This window comes from Kitasatospora setae KM-6054 (assembly GCF_000269985.1).
GTDB classification, from domain to species: Bacteria; Actinomycetota; Actinomycetes; order Streptomycetales; family Streptomycetaceae; genus Kitasatospora; species Kitasatospora setae.
In genome coordinates, this window is sequence record NC_016109.1 from 1,143,107 (window position 1) to 1,162,423 (window position 19,317).

13 protein-coding genes are annotated in these 19,317 nt (G+C 73.1%); 2 read left to right on the plus strand and 11 right to left on the minus strand.

Features of this window, described 5'->3' with window-relative positions:
* Nucleotides 1-3 precede the first annotated feature (3 nt).
* Together KSE_RS05010 and KSE_RS05015 are read right to left on the minus strand one after the other, a co-directional pair.
* Nucleotides 4-861 (minus strand): hypothetical protein, encoded by an 858-nt coding sequence (locus tag KSE_RS05010; RefSeq protein WP_014134186.1) that lies wholly within the window; start codon nucleotides 859-861, stop codon nucleotides 4-6.
* On the minus strand, nucleotides 858-5,279 hold the full coding sequence (locus KSE_RS05015) for an AAA domain-containing protein (RefSeq protein ID WP_158413049.1): 4,422 nt from the start codon (nucleotides 5,277-5,279) through the stop codon (nucleotides 858-860). The genes KSE_RS05010 and KSE_RS05015 overlap by 4 nt, the downstream gene beginning before the upstream one ends.
* A gap of 370 nt (nucleotides 5,280-5,649) precedes the next feature.
* On the opposite strand from KSE_RS05015, the gene KSE_RS05020 reads away from it, so the two are divergent.
* A complete protein-coding gene (locus KSE_RS05020; protein ID WP_014134188.1) occupies nucleotides 5,650-6,261 on the plus strand; it encodes a SigE family RNA polymerase sigma factor in 612 nt (203 codons plus the stop codon).
* A complete protein-coding gene (locus KSE_RS05025) occupies nucleotides 6,251-7,474 on the plus strand; it encodes a hypothetical protein (RefSeq protein ID WP_014134189.1) in 1,224 nt (407 codons plus the stop codon). The genes KSE_RS05020 and KSE_RS05025 overlap by 11 nt, the downstream gene beginning before the upstream one ends.
* Nucleotides 7,475-7,636: 162 nt before the next feature.
* Here the strand turns inward: KSE_RS05025 and KSE_RS05030 are convergent, their stop codons facing one another.
* The 9 genes from KSE_RS05030 to KSE_RS38135 all read right to left on the minus strand — a co-directional run bounded on the left by KSE_RS05030 (nucleotide 7,637) and on the right by KSE_RS38135 (nucleotide 19,307).
* Nucleotides 7,637-8,188, minus strand: coding sequence for a YceI family protein (locus KSE_RS05030; protein ID WP_014134190.1), 552 nt, complete (start codon nucleotides 8,186-8,188; stop codon nucleotides 7,637-7,639).
* A gap of 157 nt (nucleotides 8,189-8,345) precedes the next feature.
* On the minus strand, nucleotides 8,346-9,233 hold the full coding sequence (locus tag KSE_RS05035) for a phosphate ABC transporter ATP-binding protein (protein ID WP_014134191.1): 888 nt from the start codon (nucleotides 9,231-9,233) through the stop codon (nucleotides 8,346-8,348).
* A gap of 35 nt (nucleotides 9,234-9,268) precedes the next feature.
* On the minus strand, nucleotides 9,269-10,204 hold the full coding sequence (locus KSE_RS05040) for a sortase (protein ID WP_014134192.1): 936 nt from the start codon (nucleotides 10,202-10,204) through the stop codon (nucleotides 9,269-9,271).
* Nucleotides 10,205-10,268: 64 nt separating this feature from the next.
* Complete coding sequence (locus tag KSE_RS05045; RefSeq protein WP_014134193.1) at nucleotides 10,269-12,020, minus strand: substrate-binding domain-containing protein; 1,752 nt, start codon at nucleotides 12,018-12,020, stop codon at nucleotides 10,269-10,271.
* A gap of 47 nt (nucleotides 12,021-12,067) precedes the next feature.
* Nucleotides 12,068-13,321 carry a phosphate ABC transporter permease PstA gene (gene pstA, locus KSE_RS05050; RefSeq protein WP_014134194.1) on the minus strand — a complete coding sequence of 418 codons (1,254 nt, stop codon included), beginning with the start codon at nucleotides 13,319-13,321 and terminating at the stop codon, nucleotides 12,068-12,070.
* 13 nt (nucleotides 13,322-13,334) lie between these two features.
* Nucleotides 13,335-14,351, minus strand: coding sequence for a phosphate ABC transporter permease subunit PstC (gene pstC / locus KSE_RS05055; RefSeq protein WP_014134195.1), 1,017 nt, complete (start codon nucleotides 14,349-14,351; stop codon nucleotides 13,335-13,337).
* A 92-nt stretch (nucleotides 14,352-14,443) separates the two neighbouring features.
* Nucleotides 14,444-16,909 carry a hypothetical protein gene (locus tag KSE_RS42695; RefSeq protein WP_014134196.1) on the minus strand — a complete coding sequence of 822 codons (2,466 nt, stop codon included), beginning with the start codon at nucleotides 16,907-16,909 and terminating at the stop codon, nucleotides 14,444-14,446.
* 466 nt (nucleotides 16,910-17,375) lie between these two features.
* Nucleotides 17,376-17,960, minus strand: a complete 585-nt coding sequence (locus KSE_RS05065) for a hypothetical protein (RefSeq protein ID WP_014134197.1) — start codon at nucleotides 17,958-17,960, stop codon at nucleotides 17,376-17,378.
* A gap of 324 nt (nucleotides 17,961-18,284) precedes the next feature.
* Nucleotides 18,285-19,307 carry a PstS family phosphate ABC transporter substrate-binding protein gene (locus KSE_RS38135; protein ID WP_014134198.1) on the minus strand — a complete coding sequence of 341 codons (1,023 nt, stop codon included), beginning with the start codon at nucleotides 19,305-19,307 and terminating at the stop codon, nucleotides 18,285-18,287.
* Nucleotides 19,308-19,317 lie beyond the last annotated feature (10 nt).

Genomic DNA, 19,317 nt, shown 5'->3' on the forward strand with positions numbered 1-19,317 from the left:
GGTCTAGCGGCTCCCCTGCGTACCGCCCGCCGAGGCCGCGAGGTCGTTGAGCGCGGCGTTCACCACCTGCCAGCAGATTCCGAGCGTGTCCCGGTCGGGCCGGTGTGCCTCGCGGGCTTCCAGATCGGGGTGGACGAAGTTCCGGTATCGGCGGAGCACGTGGCTGAACTTCTGGGCGTCACCGTCGATCCAGCCGGCCGTGTGGCACAGGTCGATCAGGCCTTCGAACTTCGCGTTCCGCGGTGCCGTGTTGCCCAGCAGCGTGCGGTCCCGTTCCACCACGGTCTGCAGCAGGACGCCCTCCATCAGGCTGCCCAGCATGACGATGGCCGCCACGTGCGCGCCGTGTGCGTAGCAGGTCCGGGCCTCGTCCAGGCGGCGCTGCAGCAGCTGGACCATGGCCGGGTCCTGGATGATGTCGGCCATCGCCACCCGGAGTTCGGTCGCCCCGTACTCCGAGGGGTGTGCCAGCGCCGGGTCGCAGGCCAGCAGTCGGGGGCCGTTGCCGCCGGCTTCCAGCCGGAGGCCCTCGTGGACCAGGAACGAGTTGACCGCGGCGAGGACGTCCGCGAGGAGTTCGGGCTCGTCGAGGTACTCGCGGGCGTCGGCGAGGCGCAGCAGGACCTTCTCGATCTCGGCGGGCCGGTCGCGACGTTCCATCAGCAGTTCGAGGGCCCATTCACGACGGTACTGGCCGTCGTAGGCGGGGACGTCCTGCCAGCCGGCCCGGCGCAGGAAGCCCTCGATCTCGTACCCCTTGCGGTAGTAGAGGTCGTCGTCTCCGGTGACCACCCTGGCGAGTTCCGCCACGGTGTTCTCGTCGAGCAGCAGGCTGTCGGGCAGAGGCGGTCGGGTGTTCATCGGTTTCCTTCGGGAGGGGTGCGGCGGGTTTCGCCGGTCGGGCGGTCGGTCGGGTCGTCGGTGTGCTCGGCGGACGGGTCGTCGCCCTCGGGCAGGACCATCGGCGTCCACGGTGTCCGCGGTCCGTCGGAGGGGGCTTCGTCGGGACGTCGGTGGTAGGTCGCGGGGGCGATGCCCAGCCGGTCGAGTTCCTGCCAGAGGCCGGCCAGGGCCCGGTCGGGGTCGAACCGGAATTCGCTCTCCGGAATCCGCCAGAACCGCCATCCGACGCGCTGGAGTTCGCGGTCGCGCTGTTGGTCGTGGCGGAGTTGTTCGAGCGTGGAGTGGTAGTGGTCGCCGTCGCACTCGACGCCGATGCGGCCGCGGGCGCCGATGACCACCAGGTCGATCCGTTTGTTCCCGGCGGGGTACTGCGGGACGACGTGGTAGCCGCGTTCCTTGATCCGCAGGTAGACCTGCTGCTCGAACAGTGAATCGAAGGGCTTGCGGGGCACGTCGGGCAACACGGTGCCGAGGTCGTCCGCCTCCGCGAGCGCGGCCGGCGGGTTGCGCATGTAGCCGAGCAGACTCGACCGCAGGTCTCCGGGCTTCATCCGGTCCGGGGGGACCGAGTAGAACAGGATCATCTGGTCCTGGGCCCGGCTGGCAGCCACGTTGTACGCCTGCTGCTCGCTCCGCAGCCCGCCCGCGACCTTGCGGACCTTGTCGACCACCATCGAGAGCAGGATGACGTGGCGTTCGTCGCCCTGGAACATGGCGGGGGTCCCGACCCTGATGCGGTGCTTCTCCCGAACGGGGGCGGGAATCCGCTGCTCGATCAGTTGTTCCAGCAGCTTCACCTGGCCGCCGTAGCCGCCCTGGAGGACGATGACGCCCATGGTCCGGCCCTCGTAGGCGGGATCGGCGGTGAACGAGACCAGTCGGTCGACGATCGCCTCGGCCTCCCGGGGGTTGCGGATCCGGTGGTCGCGGCCTTCGGCGACGCCGTCGGCGACGTAGTGCGTCAGCAGCGGATCGAGGCGTTCGCCGCCGTACTGCCGCAGGGGTGTCAGCCCGGGCGGGTTGTAGAACATCGCCGAGGACCAGCCGATGATCTCCGGCATGCAGCGGAAGTGTTCCTGGAGCCGGATCGTCGAGGGGAAGAAGGTGGAGAGCAGCTGGTAGAGGTTCGACTGCGGGGTGTAGAGCTGCCTCAGGTGCCGGGGCACGTCCGGGAGGTGGGCGGTGAGCCGGTCCTGGATCTGCTGGACGCGGCCGAAGCCGGCCACCGCCGGGGTGCACTGCTTGTCGTCGCCGACCACGATGATCCGCGGGGCGAGCCACATCAGGAACAGCGCGTCCATCCCCGCCTGGCTGGCTTCGTCCACGATCACCACGTCGAAGGCGTTCTGGTGCGGTTCGATCATCTCGGCGACCCGGGAGATCGGCATCACCCAGGCCGGCACGGCGCCCTGGGCGATCCGCATGGCGCTGCGGGCGGCGGCCCCGAACTCGGCGGCGATCTTGCCCTTGCCCTTGCCGTAGGAGGCCATGTGGCTGCGGTACGCCTGCAGGGCGGAGCGCTGTTCGGGGGTCATCCGCTGCAGGCAGTGCAATCGGCCCTTGGCGGCCGCCAGGTCGCCGGTCAGTTCCTCCAGTCTGCTCTCGCACTCGGTGAGTTCGGCGTCGAGCCGTTGCTCCCGTCCGGGGGCGCGCTCCTCGTGGACGAAGCGGCAGGCTCCGGCCCAGGCCCACGCGTCGGCGAGGCGGCCCATCCGCTCGTCCCATTCCGGGGCGTGGCACTCCGCGACGATCCGGTTCGCCAGCGCGGGCGAGGCGACGCGCAGCGCGTCGAGCAGTTCGGAGCAGCGCCAAGCCTGCCGTTGCCTGGCGTGAGCAGCCGTGTAGGCGTCCAGTTCCTTGCGGTAGCGGTCGAGGTCGCGGTCGGCGAGGGCCTGGGCCATGGCCAGCGATTCGAGGGTCGGGGAGTGCCCGTCGTTCCCTCCGCGCAGGACGCGTTCCCAGCCGGCGAGGCGAGTGGTGGCGTCTTCGGCCCGTTGCCGTCCGGCCAGGGCGAACACCGCGGAGGTGAAGTGGTCCCACTGTCGGGGTGTGGTCAGGTCGAGGTAGATCCCGCGGCCGACCAGCAGGTCGTCCACCCGTTCCCGGAGGCCGCCGAAGGCCGCCACCGACTCCAGGTGCCGGTAGCGCTCCCGCAGTGTCGCCACCCGGACTTCCAGCGGCCCGTCCTCCAGCGGTGCGCCGACCTGGTCCCAGCGGACCGCGACGGTCGCCAGTACGGGCCCGGCCCTCAGGTGGGCGTGCAGCGCCTCGAAGTCGGCGGCGTCGGTCGGCGGACGGCCGTCGACGCGGCAGCCGTCCAGCAGTTCGCGGGCCTGGCGCTGCGCTTTCGGGGTGACGAGTGCGCGCACTCCTCGGCGTCCGGCCGGATTCGCGCGCAGTTCGGACACGGCGGCCGTGAGCCGGGTGGCTTGTTCCGGCGTGAGGCCCTCCGGCAGGGCGACCGTGCGGACACCTGCCCCGGCGAGCCCGTCGACCACGGCGTCGACCGCCGCCCCGGCCTCCGCGACCCGGTCCCACAGGTCGCCACGGCGGCGGGCCAGTCGGTCCGCGAGGGCCCGCCGTGACCACTCGCTGTCGCCCCACCGCTCGGCCTCCCACGGAGCACCGAGGCGGTGCAGCAGGGCCCGGCCCGAGCCGAGCAGCCCGACCAGGTGGTCGGTGGTCGGGGTGTCGAGCGCGGTGAGCCGGTCGCGCAGGGCGGCGGCCTCGTCCGGCAGTCCGGAGGCCGGGGACTCCTCCGCCACGGCGGTGGCCACCTGCCCGGGGGTGGGCAGCGACGCGGGCGCGGGCGGCATGGGGCCGGCGACCAGTTCCGCGGCCCCCTCCCGGAGCAGGACCAGCAGTTCTTCGGCCTCAAGCGCGCCGAGCGGCGGCACCGAGGGGGCCCGGTCGGAGAGGCTGCCGATCCAGGACAGCGCGGGGGCCTGCTCCTGGACCTTCCGGACAATCCCGGCGAGCGTGCCCGAGTAGCCCGGCGCGACCTCGGGGTGCTGGTAGAGCTCGGCCTCCCGAAGTGCGATGACCTGTTCGGTCAGCAGCTTGCGACGGCTGGTGACCTCCTGCCGGCGCTGGGTCAGTCGCCGGATCTCCTCGTTCAGTTGGCCCGGGTCCCCGGACGCCACCTGGTCGCTCAGCGCGTTGACGGTCCGTTCGAGTTCGCCCGCGCCGTCCTGCCGGACGCCGCTGAGCAGGAGCACGCACAGGTCGCGGACGGCCGGCGGCAGCTTGTCCCGCAGCACGGTCAGGGCGTGGTCGCGGGCGCTGGTGACCAGGACCCGCTGCCCCTGCGCGAGCAGTGCGCTGAGCAGATTGGCGATGGTGTGGGTCTTGCCCGTTCCGGGCGGCCCCTGCACGACCACCCCGGTGTCGCGCTGGAGGCGGTCAAGCACGGCGCGCTGCTGGGCATTGGTCTTGCCCGGGAACAGCGGTTCCTCGTCGAACAGGCCGCGGGCGGAATCCGCGCTCCACCCGGCTCGTGCCTGCGGGCCGATGGTCATGACCAGCTGGGCCAGGCCGAGCGGCGCCTGCCGCTCCGCGACCACGGTCTGAGCGATCTGCTCGTAGCGGCGCAGCAGCGCGTTGCGGCTCATCGGACGCAGCATCAGTGCGGGCGCGAAAGTGAGCCGCAGGCCCGCTCCGGGCGCGTCGGGCGGTTGCCAGCCCGGGTGGAAGGAGAGCGGGCGGGGCAGGACGAGCCCCTGCCACCTGGTCAGGTACGCGAGGGCTTCCTGGCCCAGTGGATGCACCGGGTCCGCCGACAGTTCCTTGGCGAGCACCGCGGAGCGCTCCGGCACCAGGCCGTCGTCGCTGTCGAGGAAGTCCTGGTCCTCCAGCCGCACGCCGCTGTCGTTGGACAGCCTCACGGTGATCCGCGCGGTGCGCTGGTCCACCTCGGTGACCGCCCGGCAGGCGAGGAGGTGGCGGTGCAGGACCGCCCCGCGCGGGTCGCTCCAGGTCAGCAGTCCCGTGCCCAGGACGAGTTCGACCTGGTCGTCCTGCTGGACCAGCCGCTGGTGCCAGCGGTAGACGGTCTCGTAGAGCTCCCGCAACGGCCGGTCCGACCGTTCGCGTTCGGCCCAGCGCCGCCAACGGACCAGCCAACTGCCGTACGAGCGCAGCACCTCGTCCGCCGCTCGGCGCGCGACCGTCGCGCCGGTGTCCTGCCGGTGCCCGCGCTCCGGTGCCGGTTCGCCTTCCGGCCCCGGTTCGGCCAGTGGCGGGTCGCTGTCCGGGTTCTGCACGTCCCGGCTGTCCAGCCAGCCGAGCAGTTCGGCGGGGATCTCGGGCGGCGCGCTCTGCGGGACGTGGTCGAGGACGAACAGCGGGCGGTCCGGCTGTCCGTCCGGCTTCGCCACCGTCGTCGGCAGATCGCACAGCCACAAGTGCCCCCAGGAACGGGTGTCCCTGGAACGCTGGGTGCCGCTTTGCACCACTTCGCGGAGGAATCCGAGCAGTGCGGCCGTCTTTCCGACGACCTCCGGATTCCGCGCGTGCAGGTGTGGAACGTCCACCATTCTCCCCTCGGTCGGTGACGAACGTTCCAGGATGACCATGGCCGGTTCGACCGGAGGCGACTCCCCGGAAAGTGGCCGGATACACACTCCGCTGTGGCTTGGACACGATGAGTTTCCACTCGTTGCCTCCCGTTTCCCCTCCCGGGGAGACCGGGCGCACGCCGCCGGACCGGGGTGTCACGTACCGCCGGGCCCGATGCGTTACTTGGGCATGGATCACTCATCGAAGCGGGCGGGGCCGGCGGGGCCGGAGGGTTCGACGGGGGCGGAGCGGGTGCCGGGGTTCGAGGAGTTCGTGGCGGGCCGGGAGCGGCACCTGTTGCGGACGGCGTTCCTGTTGACCGGCGGGGACGCGCACCTGGCGGAGGACCTGGTGCAGGAGGCGCTGGGGCGGGTGTTCCTGAAGTGGCGCCGGGTGTCCCGGATGGAGAATCCGAGCGGGTACGCACAGGCGGCGCTGGTGAACACCTTCCTGTCGTACCGGCGGCGGCGTTCCAGTACCGAGCGGGTCACCGACGTGCTGCCGGAGACCGGCGTGGACGATCCGGACCCGGCGCTGCGGCTGACGCTGCTGCGGGCGCTGGCGGGGTTGTCGCCGGCCGACCGGGCGGTGCTGGTGCTGCGGTTCTGGGAGGACCGCGGCGTGGAGGAGACCGCCGGGGTGCTGCGGATCGGGGAGAGCGCGGTGCGCACCCGGACCCGGCGGGCGCTGGTGCGGTTGCGGGCGGTGCTCGGCACCGACCTGGACGCCCTGGTGGGCCGCTCGGCGGCCCCGGCGGGTACGGACGACTACGAGAGGGCGGGGGCGCGGCATGCCCACTGACGAGGAGTTGACGGCGGTGCTCTCCCGGGTGCTGGACGGGGCGGCGGCGGGCGCGCCCGAGCCGGTGCACGGCCGGCTGGCGGCGGGTGCCCGCCGGGCGGGCCTGCGGCGGCGCGGGCGGCGGCGGGCGGTGCTGGCGGGGGCGGTGGCGGCGGTGCTGGTGGCGGGCGCGGCGGGTCTCGCGGCGTTCGGGGGGCGGCCGTCGCCGGGGCCGGCCGCGGCGGGTCCGCGGATCTCGGACGAGCGGTTCGCCGAGCTGGTCGGTTCGCTGCTGCCGCCGGGCACCGTCAGCGGGCTGGTGCCGGCCGGTCCGAAGCCGGATCCGCACGAGATCGGGGTGGCGCTGACCTTCGACGACGGGGCGGGGGCGAGCATCGTCACGGTCAAGGTGCAGTACAGCGGCGTCCCGGTCGAGGCGATCACCTGCCTGGACGCGTTCGACACGCCGACGGGCTCCTGTGACCGGGTGCTCCGGCCGGACGGCTCGGTGCTGATCGTCGACAAGCTGCGCAGTCAGCACGTCGACAACGGCCAGGAGTGGCGCGGCGTCTGGGCGGCGCCGGACGGCCGGCTGGTGACCGTGATCGAGTTCAACGGCGAGCCGAGCCGGCCGAACCGGCAGCAGCCGCCGCTGGCGGACACCGCGTTGGGCGCGATGGCGAGTTCGCCGCTGTGGGCGGAGGTGTTCGCCGCGCTGACGCCGGTCCCGGTCCCGGCCCCGACGGCCCCGACGGCCCCGGAGACCGGCGGCACCGGGCCGGCGCCGAGCCCCGCGGTGTCGGCCGACGCGCTGCTGGACCGGCTGACCGACCTGCTCCCGGCCGGTACGGAGACCGGCGCCCGGAACACCGCGCACACCGCGCTGGCGGTGGCGGCGGCCGGGCGGCGCAGCTCGCTGACGGTGGCGTACGAGCCGCCCTCGGCGCGCGGGCTGGCGGACCTGGCCGACCTGCCGGGGACGCCGAGGACGGAGCTGGAGGTGCGCGAGCCGCTGCCGGGCGGCGGGTTCGTGGTGTCCACGGCGTTCGGCGACGGCAAGAGCGCGACCTACCCGCTGCTGCACTGGGTGGTGACGGTGTACTACCCGGACGGCGCCCGACTGGTGCTCGGCGAGTGGAACGGCGAGCGGTCGTACGAGGCGGCGCCGGGCGATCCGGCGCTCGACCTGGCGGCGTTGAAGGCGATCGCGCTGTCGCCCGCCTGGCGGTCCTGAGCGGCCGGGAGCACCCGGGAGCGGCCGGGATCGGCCGGGATCGGCCGGGATCGGCCGGGAAGGTCGGAGAAAAGCCGGGAGGCCGCCGCGAGGTCCCGGAGGGGGACCTGGCGGCGGCCTCCGGCGCGGCGGCCCGCCGTACGTGCGCGGCCGGTTGCGCCGTCAGCTCTGCTTGATCGCGGAGACGTCGAACTCCAGCACGATCTTGTCGCCGACCAGCACGCCGCCGCCCTCCAGCGCGGCGTTCCAGGTGACGCCGAACTCCTTGCGGCTGATGGTGACCGAGCCCTCCAGGCCGACCCGCAGGTTGCCGTAGGGGTCGACGGCGTTGCCGGTGTACTCGAAGTCGATGGTGACCGGCTTGGTGGTGTCCTTGATGGTGAGGTCGCCGGTGACCCGGTAGTCGGTGTCGGACTTCTGCTCGACCTGGGTGGTGCGGAAGGTGATGTCGGGGAAGTTCGGCGCGTCCAGGAAGTCGTTGGTGCGCAGGTGCTGGTCGCGCTGTTCGACGCCGGTGTCGATGCTCTCGGTCTTGATCACGACCTGGCCGGTGGACTTCGCCGGGTCGGCGCCGTCCAGGTGGGCGGTGCCCTCGAACTGGTGGAAGGCACCGCGCACCTTGGTGACCATGGCGTGGCGGGCGACGAAACCGATCCGGGTGTGGGTCGGGTCGAGGACGTAGTCCCCGGTGAGTTCGGGCAGGCTGACGGTCATGGTCGGCGCTCTCTCCTGGTGGCGTGCGCGCCGCGTGGCGTGCGCGACGCTTGGCGTGTGCGGGGGGGTGGGCCGGGGTGGCCGGTCCCCCGCACACGCTAGGCGCTGCGCCCCGTCCGGCCGCGCGTGACACGCGGCCGACGGGGTGTCAGGGGGATCAGCCGAAGCGGCCGTTGACGTAGTCGGCGGTGCGCTGGTCGGCGGGATCGGTGAAGAGCCGTTCGGTGGGGCCGGATTCGACGATCCGGCCGGGGGTGTCGTGGCTGGCGAGGAAGAACGCGCAGGACTGGGAGACGCGTTGGGCCTGCTGCATGTTGTGGGTGACGATGACGATGGTGACCCGGTGGCGCAGTTCGGCGATGGTCTCCTCGATCCGGCGGGTGGAGGTCGGGTCGAGAGCGGAGCAGGGTTCGTCCATCAGCAGGATCTCCGGGGCGACCGCGAGCGAGCGGGCGATGCACAGGCGCTGCTGCTGGCCGCCGGAGAGCGCGCCGCCGGGGGTGCCGAGGCGGTTGCTGACCTCGTTCCAGAGACCGGCCTGGCGCAGGCTGGACTCGACCAGGTGGTCGCGTTCCTCCCGGGTGGCCTTGATGCCGGCCAGTTTGAGCCCGCTGACCACGTTGTCGTACAGCGACATGGCGGGGAACGGGTTGGGGCGCTGGAAGACCATGCCGATCCGGCGGCGGACCTCGGCGGGGCGGCGGCCGGGGGCGTAGACGTCCTCGCCCTCCAGCAGGACCTCGCCGGCCAGCGCGGCGCCGCGCACCATCTCGTGCATCCGGTTGAGGATCCGCAGGTAGGTGGACTTGCCGCAGCCGGACGGGCCGATCAGCGCGGTGATCTCGCCGGCCCGCATCGCGAAGGAGACGCGTTCCAGGACCTTGCGCTGGCCGAACCAGGCGGTGACGTCGCGGGTCTCCAGGCCGGAGAGCGCGCGTCCCGGTTCCGGGGCGGTGCCGGGGACGGGCGGCAGCGGGATCGTGGGCGGGTCGTCGTGCGCTCCGGCGTGCTGGACGGGGAAGGGGGGCGGGGCGGTCTCGGTCATCGGCGGGCGGTCCTTTCCCAGGGAGCCGGGGCGGTTCAGTAGACGTTGGGGAGCAGGGCGGCGGCGTTCTCGTACACCGACCAGAGCAGGGCGGCGGCGACCGGCGCGAAGCACAGGTAGGCGGCGGAGCGGCGCCAGCGGCGGGCCGTCCAGACGGCCGCGACGACGGCCAGCAGCAGGGCCAGCGACCAGAGTTGGAGTGCGGACAGGGCGCCCTTGTCGGCGGCCAGCACCTTGTCGGTGGCGGTGGTGGCGGGCCGCTTGGCGCCGGCCGGTTCGGGGTCGCCGTCGAGCCGGGCGCCGACCAGGACGGTGCTGGTCGGGATCCAGTCGGAGTCGCCGGTGACCAGGACCAGCCGGTTGGGGGCGGTGTCCTTGATCGGGTGGTCGCCGTCGCCGTAGGTGTTGACGGTGTAGTGGAAGCTGCCCTGGCCGGTGGTGACGTCGATCCGGTCGCCGACCTTGAGCCGGCCGAGGTCGGCGAACGGGGCGCCGAACGCGGTGGAGCGGCCGAACAGGACGGCCACGCCGGGCTGTCCGGGCAGCACGGTGTCGCGCCGGTGGCCGGGGCCGCGCATCAGGTCGCGGCCGGTGGTGCCCTCGACCACGACGGCCTGGCGCAGGTCGAGCGCGGGGATGTCGAGGACGGCCAGCGGCGCGCCGTCCTCGGTCGGGCCGGTCGGCGCGGTGGCGTTGGCGAGCCGGTCGCGCAGGGTGGCGTAGGCGGTGGACTGGTGCCGGGCCTCCTGGAGGCCGGACAGGCCCAGCAGGTAGCCGGCGAAGCCGAGCAGCAGCACGGCGGCCAGTGTCACCGCCCGGGCGGCGACCATCAGCGGGCCCGGCGGCGGGGCGGCCGGGGCGTTGGCCGGGGCCTTCGGATCGGCCTTCGGGTCGGCCTTCGGGTCCGGCCGCGGGGCCGGCGGGGCGCCGGCCGTCGTGGTGGCCGACCGTTCCAGGGCGGGCGCGGTCATCTGCTGCTCTCCTCGGGTGCGAAGACCGGTGCGGACGGGGCGGCCGGAACCGGCGGGACGGGGTTCACCGGTTGCCCGCCGTCCGGTCGCGGCGGCGCCACCAGGCGGCCAGCAGCGGCGGGACGGTGACCACGCCGAGCAGTTCGACGGCGGTGAGCGAGGAGAGCAGCCAGTCCTGCGGGCGGCCGCCGAGCGCGACCACCTGGGCGGGGGCGGCTCCGCCGCCGCCGTTCGAACCGCCGCCGCCACCGTCGGAGGCGAGCAGTTCGCCGGTCTGCGGGTCGACCACCGGCTGGCTGCCGTCGCCGGAGCCGGAGCCGGAGCCTCCGGAGGTGCCGGCGCCGGTGCCGGCACCTCCGGAGGCACCGCCGGAGCCGGTGGCGGTGCCGGTGCCGGAGCCGCCCGAGGTGCCGCCGGTGCCGGAACCGGAGCCGGAACCGCCGGAGGTACCGGAGCCGGAGCCGCTGCCGGTCTTGACCGCCTGGCCGTTCTGCACGGTGCAGTTGAGCGGGCTGCCGGCCTTGTCGCACGGGGAGGGCTGCGGCGCGTTCTTCAGCACGGTCAGCTCGCCGGCCGAGTTGAACGTCGGGTTGGGGCAGTTGTTGAGGCTGTTCGGGTCGACGGGGCTGGCGTTGCCGGGGATGTGCTGGGTCTGCAGCAGGCCGCCGCGGACGAGGTTGCGCGGGATCGGCGAGTAGCCGAGCTCGTCCGCCTCGCCCTGTCCGGCGCACAGCACGTAGGCGAGGTAGCGGCTGAGCGCGTTGCCCTTGGTGTCGTTGAAGCGGGGCGCCACCGGGAGCGCGGCGCCGGCCCGGGGCACGATCAGGTAGCTGTAGGAGGAGATCGGGTAGGAGCGGGCGTCGTTGTTGCTGTAGACGGCGTCGAGGTTCTGCTGGAGGTAGTCCGGGTCGTTCGGCGAGGTGTTGTCGTCGACGCCGCGGATCCGGGCGGCGGTCAGCGCCACCGCGACGTTGGAGGCGGTCGGCAGGGTGTAGTACCCGGCCGGGTTGAGCACCTTGACGACGGGCCAGTTGCTGCGCTTGGCGAACGCGTACTCGTCGTAGCCGATCGCACCGATGCCGGTCGGCGACTGGATGTAGCCGGCCACCACGTCGGAGCCGTTCTGCGCGGTCATCCGGCCGGACGGCGGGAAGAACTCGGTGTAGTCGCCGCAGGGGACGCCGTTGACCCTGGTGCAGTACGCCTCCCACTCGCCCTGGTGGGTGTGCTGCATCCAGCGGGTGAACTGGGCGGTGGCGCCGGAGCCGTCGGAGCGCACCACGGGGGTGATCGGGATCTTCGGCAGCGCCTTGCCGTAGTCGGCGGTGATCTTCGGGTCGTCCCAGGAGGTGATCCGGTTGGTGAAGATGCCGACGATGGTGTCCGGGGACAGCCGCAGGTCGGTGATCTTCTTGCCGCCGAGCTCCAGGTGGTACATCAGCGCGGTGCCGCCGGCCGTGATCGGCACGTACGAGTAGCCGTACTGCGGGTTCTCCGCGCCGCCGAGGCCGCCGTTCTGCTTGGTCGGGTCGACGCCGCTGTCGTTCCTGCTGCGGAACGGGACGTCGGAGGCGGTGAAGTCGTCCTGTCCGGCGGCCCACTGGACCCGGCCGGCCGCCGAGCCGACCGGGTTGAAGTCGATCTCGATGCCCATCGGGCCGACGTCGCGCCGCCACTGGTCGATGGCCGGGCCGGCCCAGCTGGAGCCGTCGGCGTTCAGCGAGGTCGCGGCGTGCGCGGGGGCCGCGCCGAGCAGCGCGGTGGGCAGGGCCAGCGCGGCGGTGAGCAGTGCCGAGGCCAGGTGGCGGAGTCGCACGGGACGGGTCTTCCTTCTCTGACGGCGCGGGGTGTCGTTCTGCCGGTTCATCGGGTCTCCACCGCGAGCGCGGTCGTGGCCAGGGCGGGCGCGGGCTGGGCGCCGCCGATCGGGGCGGTCCGGACCGGGCGGGCCTGGCGCAGCGGGCGCCGGGTGGGCCGGTCGGTGGCGCTGCGGTGGCGGCCCAGCAGGCGGGCGGTGACGAAGAGCACCAGCACGACGAGCATCAGGGTGAGCGCGCCGGCGAACGCCCGGGCGACCATGTCGGGGTAGGGCTGCTTGACGTAGTTCCAGATGTACAGCGGCAGGCTGGCCTGGTTGCCGTGCAGCGGGTCGAAGTTCATCCGGGCGGTGAAGCCGGCGGTGAGCAGCACCGGGGAGGTCTCGCCGACGCCGCGGGCCATGCCGAGCACCACGGCGGTGGTCAGGCCGGGCCGGGCGGTGGGCAGCACGACGTGCCAGACGGTGCGCCACTGACTGGCGCCGAGCGCGTAGGACGCCTCCTTGAGGGTGCCGGGGACGAGCCGGACGACCACCTCGGCGGCGCGGGTGACGATCGGCGTCATCATCACGGTGAGCGCGAGCGAGGCGGCCAGGCCGCTCTTCTCGGCGCCCAGGGTGAGGATGACCACACCGAGCACGAACAGGCCGGCCACGATGGACGGCAGCGCGGTCATCGCCTCGACCAGCACCCGGACCGGCTTGACGATCCGGGCGCCGCGCCGGGTGCTGCCGGCCTCGACCAGGAAGACGGCGGTCAGCACGCCGAGCGGCACCGAGAACAGGGTGGCCAGGCCGAGCTGTTCGAGCGAGCCGACCACGGCGTGCAGGCAGCCGCCGGAGGTGATCGGCGACAGCGGGGCGGTGGTGCGCATGGTCTCGGTGAAGAAGTTCCAGTGCCGGGCGGCGTCGAAGCCGCGCAGCGCGACGTAGCCGATCTGCTCGACGATGACGGCGACCACCAGCAGGCCGGAGCTCCAGGCCACGGCGGTGGCGAGGCGTTCGCGGACGGTCAGGGCGTCCCACTGGAGCCGGCCGGTGAGGGTGTAGAGCGCCAGGAACAGCAGGTACCAGCAGAGCAGGAAGCCGAACGCGCCGCTGAACGGCAGCACCCGCTCGTAGAGCAGCCAGTCCAGGCCGAGCGAGCCGGCGCCCGCGCCGAGCATGGTGAGGACTTCCTCGCGGGTGGTGCCGCCGAGCTTGATCCGGCGCTGCTCGGGGGGTTCGACCGGCGCGCTGCCGGTGCCGCTGCCGGCGGTGGTGTCGGCGGTAGCGGTGGTCTCGGGGGGTGTGGGGTGCATCGGGTTCCTCCGGTCAGTCCGAGGTCGAGGCGCCGGACCGGGACCGGCTGATGACGAACCCGGCGGCCACGTTGACCAGCAGGGTGAGGGCGAACAGCACCAGGCCGGCGGCCATCAGCGCGGACAGCGACAGGCCGTTGGACTCGCTGAAGCGCAGCGCGATCAGCGAGGAGATCGAGCCGCCGCCGTTCTCCAGGACGTGCCAGGCGAGCCGGAACACCGGCGAGATGATCAGCGCGACGGCGATGGTCTCGCCCATCGCGCGGCCGAAGCCGAGCATCACGGCGCCGATCACGCCGCCGCGGCCGAACGGCAGCACCACGGTGCGCACCATGCCCCAGCGGGTCGAGCCGAGCGCGTAGGCGCCCTCCCGCTCGCCGGAGGGGGCCTGCGAGAACACCTCGCGGCTGAGCGAGGTGATGATCGGGATGATCATCAGCGAGACCACGGTGCCCGCGATGAACGTCGAGGAGGTGTACGAGGTGGGGGTGTCGCCGGTGCGCACCTCCAGGAACGGCAGCGTCCCGCCGAGGTGGTTGGCCAGCCAGCGGGAGGTGCCGACGAACCGCGGCTGCAGGAAGAACAGGCCCCACAGGCCGTACACGATGCTGGGGATCGCGGCCATCAGGTCGACCAGCGAGATCAGCGTCGGGCGCAGCCGGACGGGCGCGTACTCGGAGATGAACAGCGCGGCGGTGATCGAGACCGGGACGGCGATGCACAGCGCGATGACGGCGATCAGGATGCCGTTGGGCAGCACGGCGGCGATGCCGAAGGTGTGCGCGGCGGTGCGCCAGTTCTGCTCGGTCAGGAAGGACCAGCCGACGGCGTTCAGCGCCTCGGTGCCGCGCATCAGCAGGAAGAAGGCGATCAGGCCCATCAGCACGAACACCGAGAGTCCGGCGGTGCGCAGCACGCCGCGGAAGGCCCGGTCGGCGGGCGAGGCGGGGGCGCTGATCGGGCGGGGCCGGTCGGGGTCGGGCGTCGGCGGTGGGACGCGGGTGTCCGTCGGCTGGACGGCGGCTGTCATGGTGTCAACTCTCCGCGCGGTGAGGGTTCCTGGGCTGGGACGACGGTGGTCGCCGGACGGGCGCGCGGGGCGCCCGTCCGGCGGGGGCGGGGTCAGCCGCGGCGCAGCAGCCGGGACCAGAGCCGCCCGGTGCCGCGGCGGAGGTTCGCGCCGGCCGGGGTGCCGCCGAGGAACAGCGCGGCGGGGCCGCCGACCAGCAGGACGGCGCCGGTGGCGAGGACGACCGGCAGCAGCAGCCGGGCCATCCCGGCCCGGTCGGCCGCGGCCTCCCCGACCGGGGCGGCGGCGAGGCCGGGCGAGGCGCTGCCGCCGGGCTTGGCGGTGGCGGAGGAGGCGGCGGCCGGGGCGGCGAGCGCGTTGGCGCCGCCCGCGCCGGAGGTGTCGCCGCCGGTGGAGCCGCCGCTGTCGCCGAAGCTGCCGCCGGTGCCGGTGCCGCCGGTGGTGCCGGAGCCGGTGGAGCCGCCGCCGCTGGTCCCGGAGCCGCTGGTGCCGGAGCCGCCGGCGCCGTTGTCGCCGCCGGTCTCGGCGGGCTTCTCGGGCTTGCTGCCGTCCTGCGCGGCGACGTGGTCGGCGGCGGCCTTCGCCTGGGCGAGCTGCGGCTTGGTCAGGTCGGCGAAGCCGGCCGCGAGCTGGCCGGGGCCCTGGCCGTAGACCTGGCCCTGCTCGGTGACGCCGCGGACGAACCGGCTGACCGCGGCGGCCTTGTCCCGGCCGAGGCCGTCGGTGGGCAGCATGGCGTACTGCACCATGGTCAGCGGGTACGCCTTCGGGTCCTTGGCGTAGGCGGAGTTCTCGTCGTCGTAGGGCAGGCTCTGGGTGCCGGTGGCCTGGTCGAACGGCATGTCGCGGGCGGCGGCCTGCATGGAGGCGATCGTCGGCGTGGTGAACGCGCCCGCCGGGTTGGGAAGTTCGGCCTCGGGCAGGGCCATCGCCTGGGCGTTGCCGCTGTCCATCACGGCGAACAGGGCGCGCTTGCCGGTGCTCGGGGCGAAGCACTTGTCGTGCTGGCCGTTGGCGTTGACGTAGGGCAGCTGGCAGGACAGCTGGTTCTGCAGGGTCATCCGCAGCACCTGGCCGAGGCCGCCGAGCACCGGGTTCCACTCGTACTGCTTGTGGTTGTTCTTGCCGGTGTAGTCGAGGGTCTGGAACGAGTCGACCGGGTAGCCGGCGTAACCGGGCTTCAGGAACTTGGTGTTGACGTGGGTGCCCCACGGGTCGGGGGAGCCCTGGAGGAACTGCTCGGCGTCGGGGTCGGCGGCGATCCACTCGGTGAGCCGGTGCACCAGGTCGGTGGTGCCGCCGACCACGACCGGCTCGGTGTTGGCCACGTTGCCGCACTCGGGCCAGGTCACGCCGGCCGCGACGTCCGCGTTGAGCTTGCGGAACTCCGGGTCGTCGAACATGCAGATCGGGTTGCCGCGGACGGTGTCGGTGTCGTCGTCGTTGTAGTGCCGGTAGCTCTGGGTGAGCATCTTGGCCAGCAGCCGCTGGTTGAGCCGCAGTCGGCGGACCTGCTGCCGGGTCCGGCCGTCGTCGACCACGTACGCCACCGAGACGGCGCTGTTGGCGAGCGGCGCGTAGACGTACGGGCGGGTCGGCGGGTCGGGGTTGGGCAGCGAGGTCAGCGCGACGTCCGCGCCGGAGCGGCGCAGGAAGGCGCCGCGGGCCTGCGGTTCGCCGTTGCCGACGCTGTACTGCACGCGCAGCGGGTCGGCCGCCAGGCAGCTGCCGGTGCGCCACTGCTGCATGGCGCGGTCGGCCATCTCCAGGCCGATCGCGGAGAACGCGGCGTCGCCGGCGGTGCAGGAGTCGGGGGTCGGCGCGAACTGCAGCGGGATGGTGACGTGCCGCTTCCAGGCGCAGGACTCGCCGGGCAGCAGGCCGTTGGGCTTCAGCTGGAAGGAGCCGTCGGTGGCGGTGTTGAAGATGAAGCCGTCCATGTCGATCGAGTGGTCGTCGCAGTTGATGACCAGATCGGGGAAGCTGTTGGCGCCGATCGAGTCGCCGCCGTAGTTCGGCTCCACCACCAGCGAGCACTTGTGGGTGTTGTCGCAGTTCAGGCCCTGGCTCTGCTGGGCGGTCCAGAGCTCGATGTCGGCCTCGCCGGTGCCGTCCGGGCGGGTCGCGGCGATCACCATGTTGGACGGGAACTCGGGGGCCGGTCCGGCGGCCGGCTCCGGCTGCAGGAAGCCCTTGGCCGGGTCACCGCCGTACAGGGTGGAGCCGTAGCAGTCGGTGATGTCCGGGTTGTCGCCGCGGCACTGGTAGATCCGGACGGCGTAGAAGGCGTCCTTGATCATCGGCTGGACGAACTGGACCGGCTGGCCGTAGAGGTCGACGGTCGGCGTGAAACCGGTCCAACTGACGTGCACCACCTGGTTCCTGAGGTCGCCGACCTGCGAGACGGTGATGGTGCCCTTCGGGCCGTCCTGCCAGGTGTTCGGGTCGAACCGGGCCGGGCCCTCCACGGTCGTGCCCCCGGCCGCCGACGCGGGCTGCACGCCCGGCCCGCCGAGCGGCAGGAACACGACGGCGGCGGCCACCGTCCAGGTCAGCACGGCGGCCAGGTAGGCCCTCCACGGACGCGATCCGGCTCTCAGCCCTGACGGGCGGATTCTCATCGGCGCAGCACCTCCGGCGACGGCGCGCCAGAGCGGGCACGCACGGGTGACAAGGGAGCGGGGCGACCGTTCGACGGCCCCGACGATATTCGGCCAGTCGCGTCTGGCCGAACCCTGTCCGCCAGGTGTACGAGACCCCAATTGGTGCTCGAATCAAGAGATTTGGTGCACCGTCAGGAACCTCCGTGACCCGACCGAAACCATACGGGCGGCACGCCCGCGCGCCAGCGGGACGGACGGAGCGGGTGGGACGGGTGGTTTTCGGCCCCACCCGGCCCCACCCGGCCCCACCCCGGCCCCGCCCCGCCCTGGCACCGGCACCCGCCCCGAACGCACGCGTACCGCCCGACCGGTGACCGGTCGGGCGGTACGGGGGCGGTACGGGGTATCGGGGCCGCCGGGATCAGGAGGCGGGCGTGTAGGCCACGTTGAAGGTGCCGACGCTCTGGCCCGCGACGAAGAAGTCGGTGCGCAGCTTGGTGTTCAGGTACTGGGCGCCCGCGGCGTCCAGCACCAGCGAGTCCGAGCTCAGGTTCTGCGTGGTGCCGGTGTAGTTGAAGGAGTTGTTGCCGGCCGGGTCGAACAGCGCGACCGGGGTGGTGGAGCCGTCCGGCACCGCGGTGACCGCCCAGTCGTCGAAGGAGAAGGACAGCTGGTGGAAGGTGACCGCACGGCCGGTCTTCGCGTCGACGAAGAGCAGGCCGCCGCCGAGCGCGACGTGGCCGAAGAAGTCGCGGATGCTGCCGGTGCCGTCGGTCACCGGGAAGCTCGCGGACAGGCCGCTGGCCGCGTCGTAGCCCGCGGTCGCGGTGGGCAGCGGGACGGCCACGATGCCGGCCTCGGCGGCCTGCTGGAAGAACGCGTTGCTCTCGTGGATCACCGCGCTGCCGGCCGCCGGGGCGGCGGAGGCGGTGGTGGCGGAGGCGGCGGTGGCGATGAGCGCGAGGCCGGCGGCCGCAGCGGCGATCCGGACGGTGAGACGGGACATCGTGGCTCCTTCGGGCGGGGTTACCTGGTGCGCGGTCGTGCGCGGTGCGTGCTGCTCGGTCGTGCGTGTCGCTCGGTACTGCGCGTTCCCCAGTACTGAGTGCCGTTCAGTACTGCGTCCGGTGCTCGGTGCTGCGTGCTGTTCGGTGCTGCGTCCCGCCCGGTGCCGTGTGCCGCCCGGTGCTGCGTGCCGCTCGGTCGTACGCGGTGCGGTGCCGTCAAGGGCCGCCGCCCGTCCCGGCGGCTGGTGCTGCGGGACGGGCGGCGGGTGGTGCGGGTACTACTGCGGGTGGTGCGGGTGTGACGGGTCCCCGGAGGGGTCGGGTCAGCTGGTCAGGCCACAGGCGGCGGCCGGCAGGGTCAGGTAGCCGTAGTTCGCGATGGCGGCCTTGCCGGGGGTGGAGCAGATGTAGCCGGTCGGGCCGAAGATCGCGCGCAGCGCGGTGCTCTGGGTGGTCGCCGGGCTGGCGTTCCACTCGGCGGCGCGGACCACGTTGTTGAGCACGCGGCCGTAGGTCGGGTTGGCGAAGGCGGCGTTCAGGGCGCCGGCGGTGGTCAGCGGGGCGACACCGTTGATGCTGCGCAGGGTCAGGTTGCCCTTGTTGTCGGTCGCGGTGACGTGGCCGTTGGCCTGGCCCACCCAGTGGCCGGCGGAGTACGGGAAGATGACGTCCGCGGTCTGCAGCGCGGCGTCGGTGCCCTCGTTCTCCTCCGGGGTGTAGGTCTGGACGCAGGAGCCCAGGGTCGGGTTGCCGATGGCGCCCAGGAAGAAGGAGCGGGTGCCGGAGCTCAGCTGGGGCAGGTAGGGCTTGATCGTGCCGGCGGAGCCGCCGAAGTTCGACCAGTCGGTCTTGCCGACCTTGCAGGAGTAGATGTCGTTGAGGTCCTGGGTGGTCAGGTTCGCCGGGGCGAGGCCGCCGCTCGGGGCCGACCAGGTCACCGCGTCCTTGGCGAACGCCACGAACAGGATGGTGGACGGGTCGCTGGCCGAGCGGGGGCGGGAGGAGCGGGCGAAGTCCAGGGTCGCGCTGGTGTTGGCGTTGAGCGCCGAGATGCCGGCGCCGGAGCCGTTCGGGCGCAGGATGGTGCTGGCGCCGGTCTTCGGGGTGATCGAGCTGGAGCCGGTGGCGTCCCAGCTGTACAGGTGCGGCGTGGTGGCCGGGATGGTGGCGTTGTAGTCGCTGGAGAGCTGGTTGAGCAGAGCCTGCGTGGTGTCCGAACCCGCACCGACGATGTCCTGGGCGGCGGGGGTAACGGTCGGGTCGGCCATCGCCGGGACCGAGACGGTCGCGAGGGCGGCAGTGGTCATCGCGAGAGCCGCGAACGCCTTGGCAGCGGTGTGACGCATGGTCCTGTTC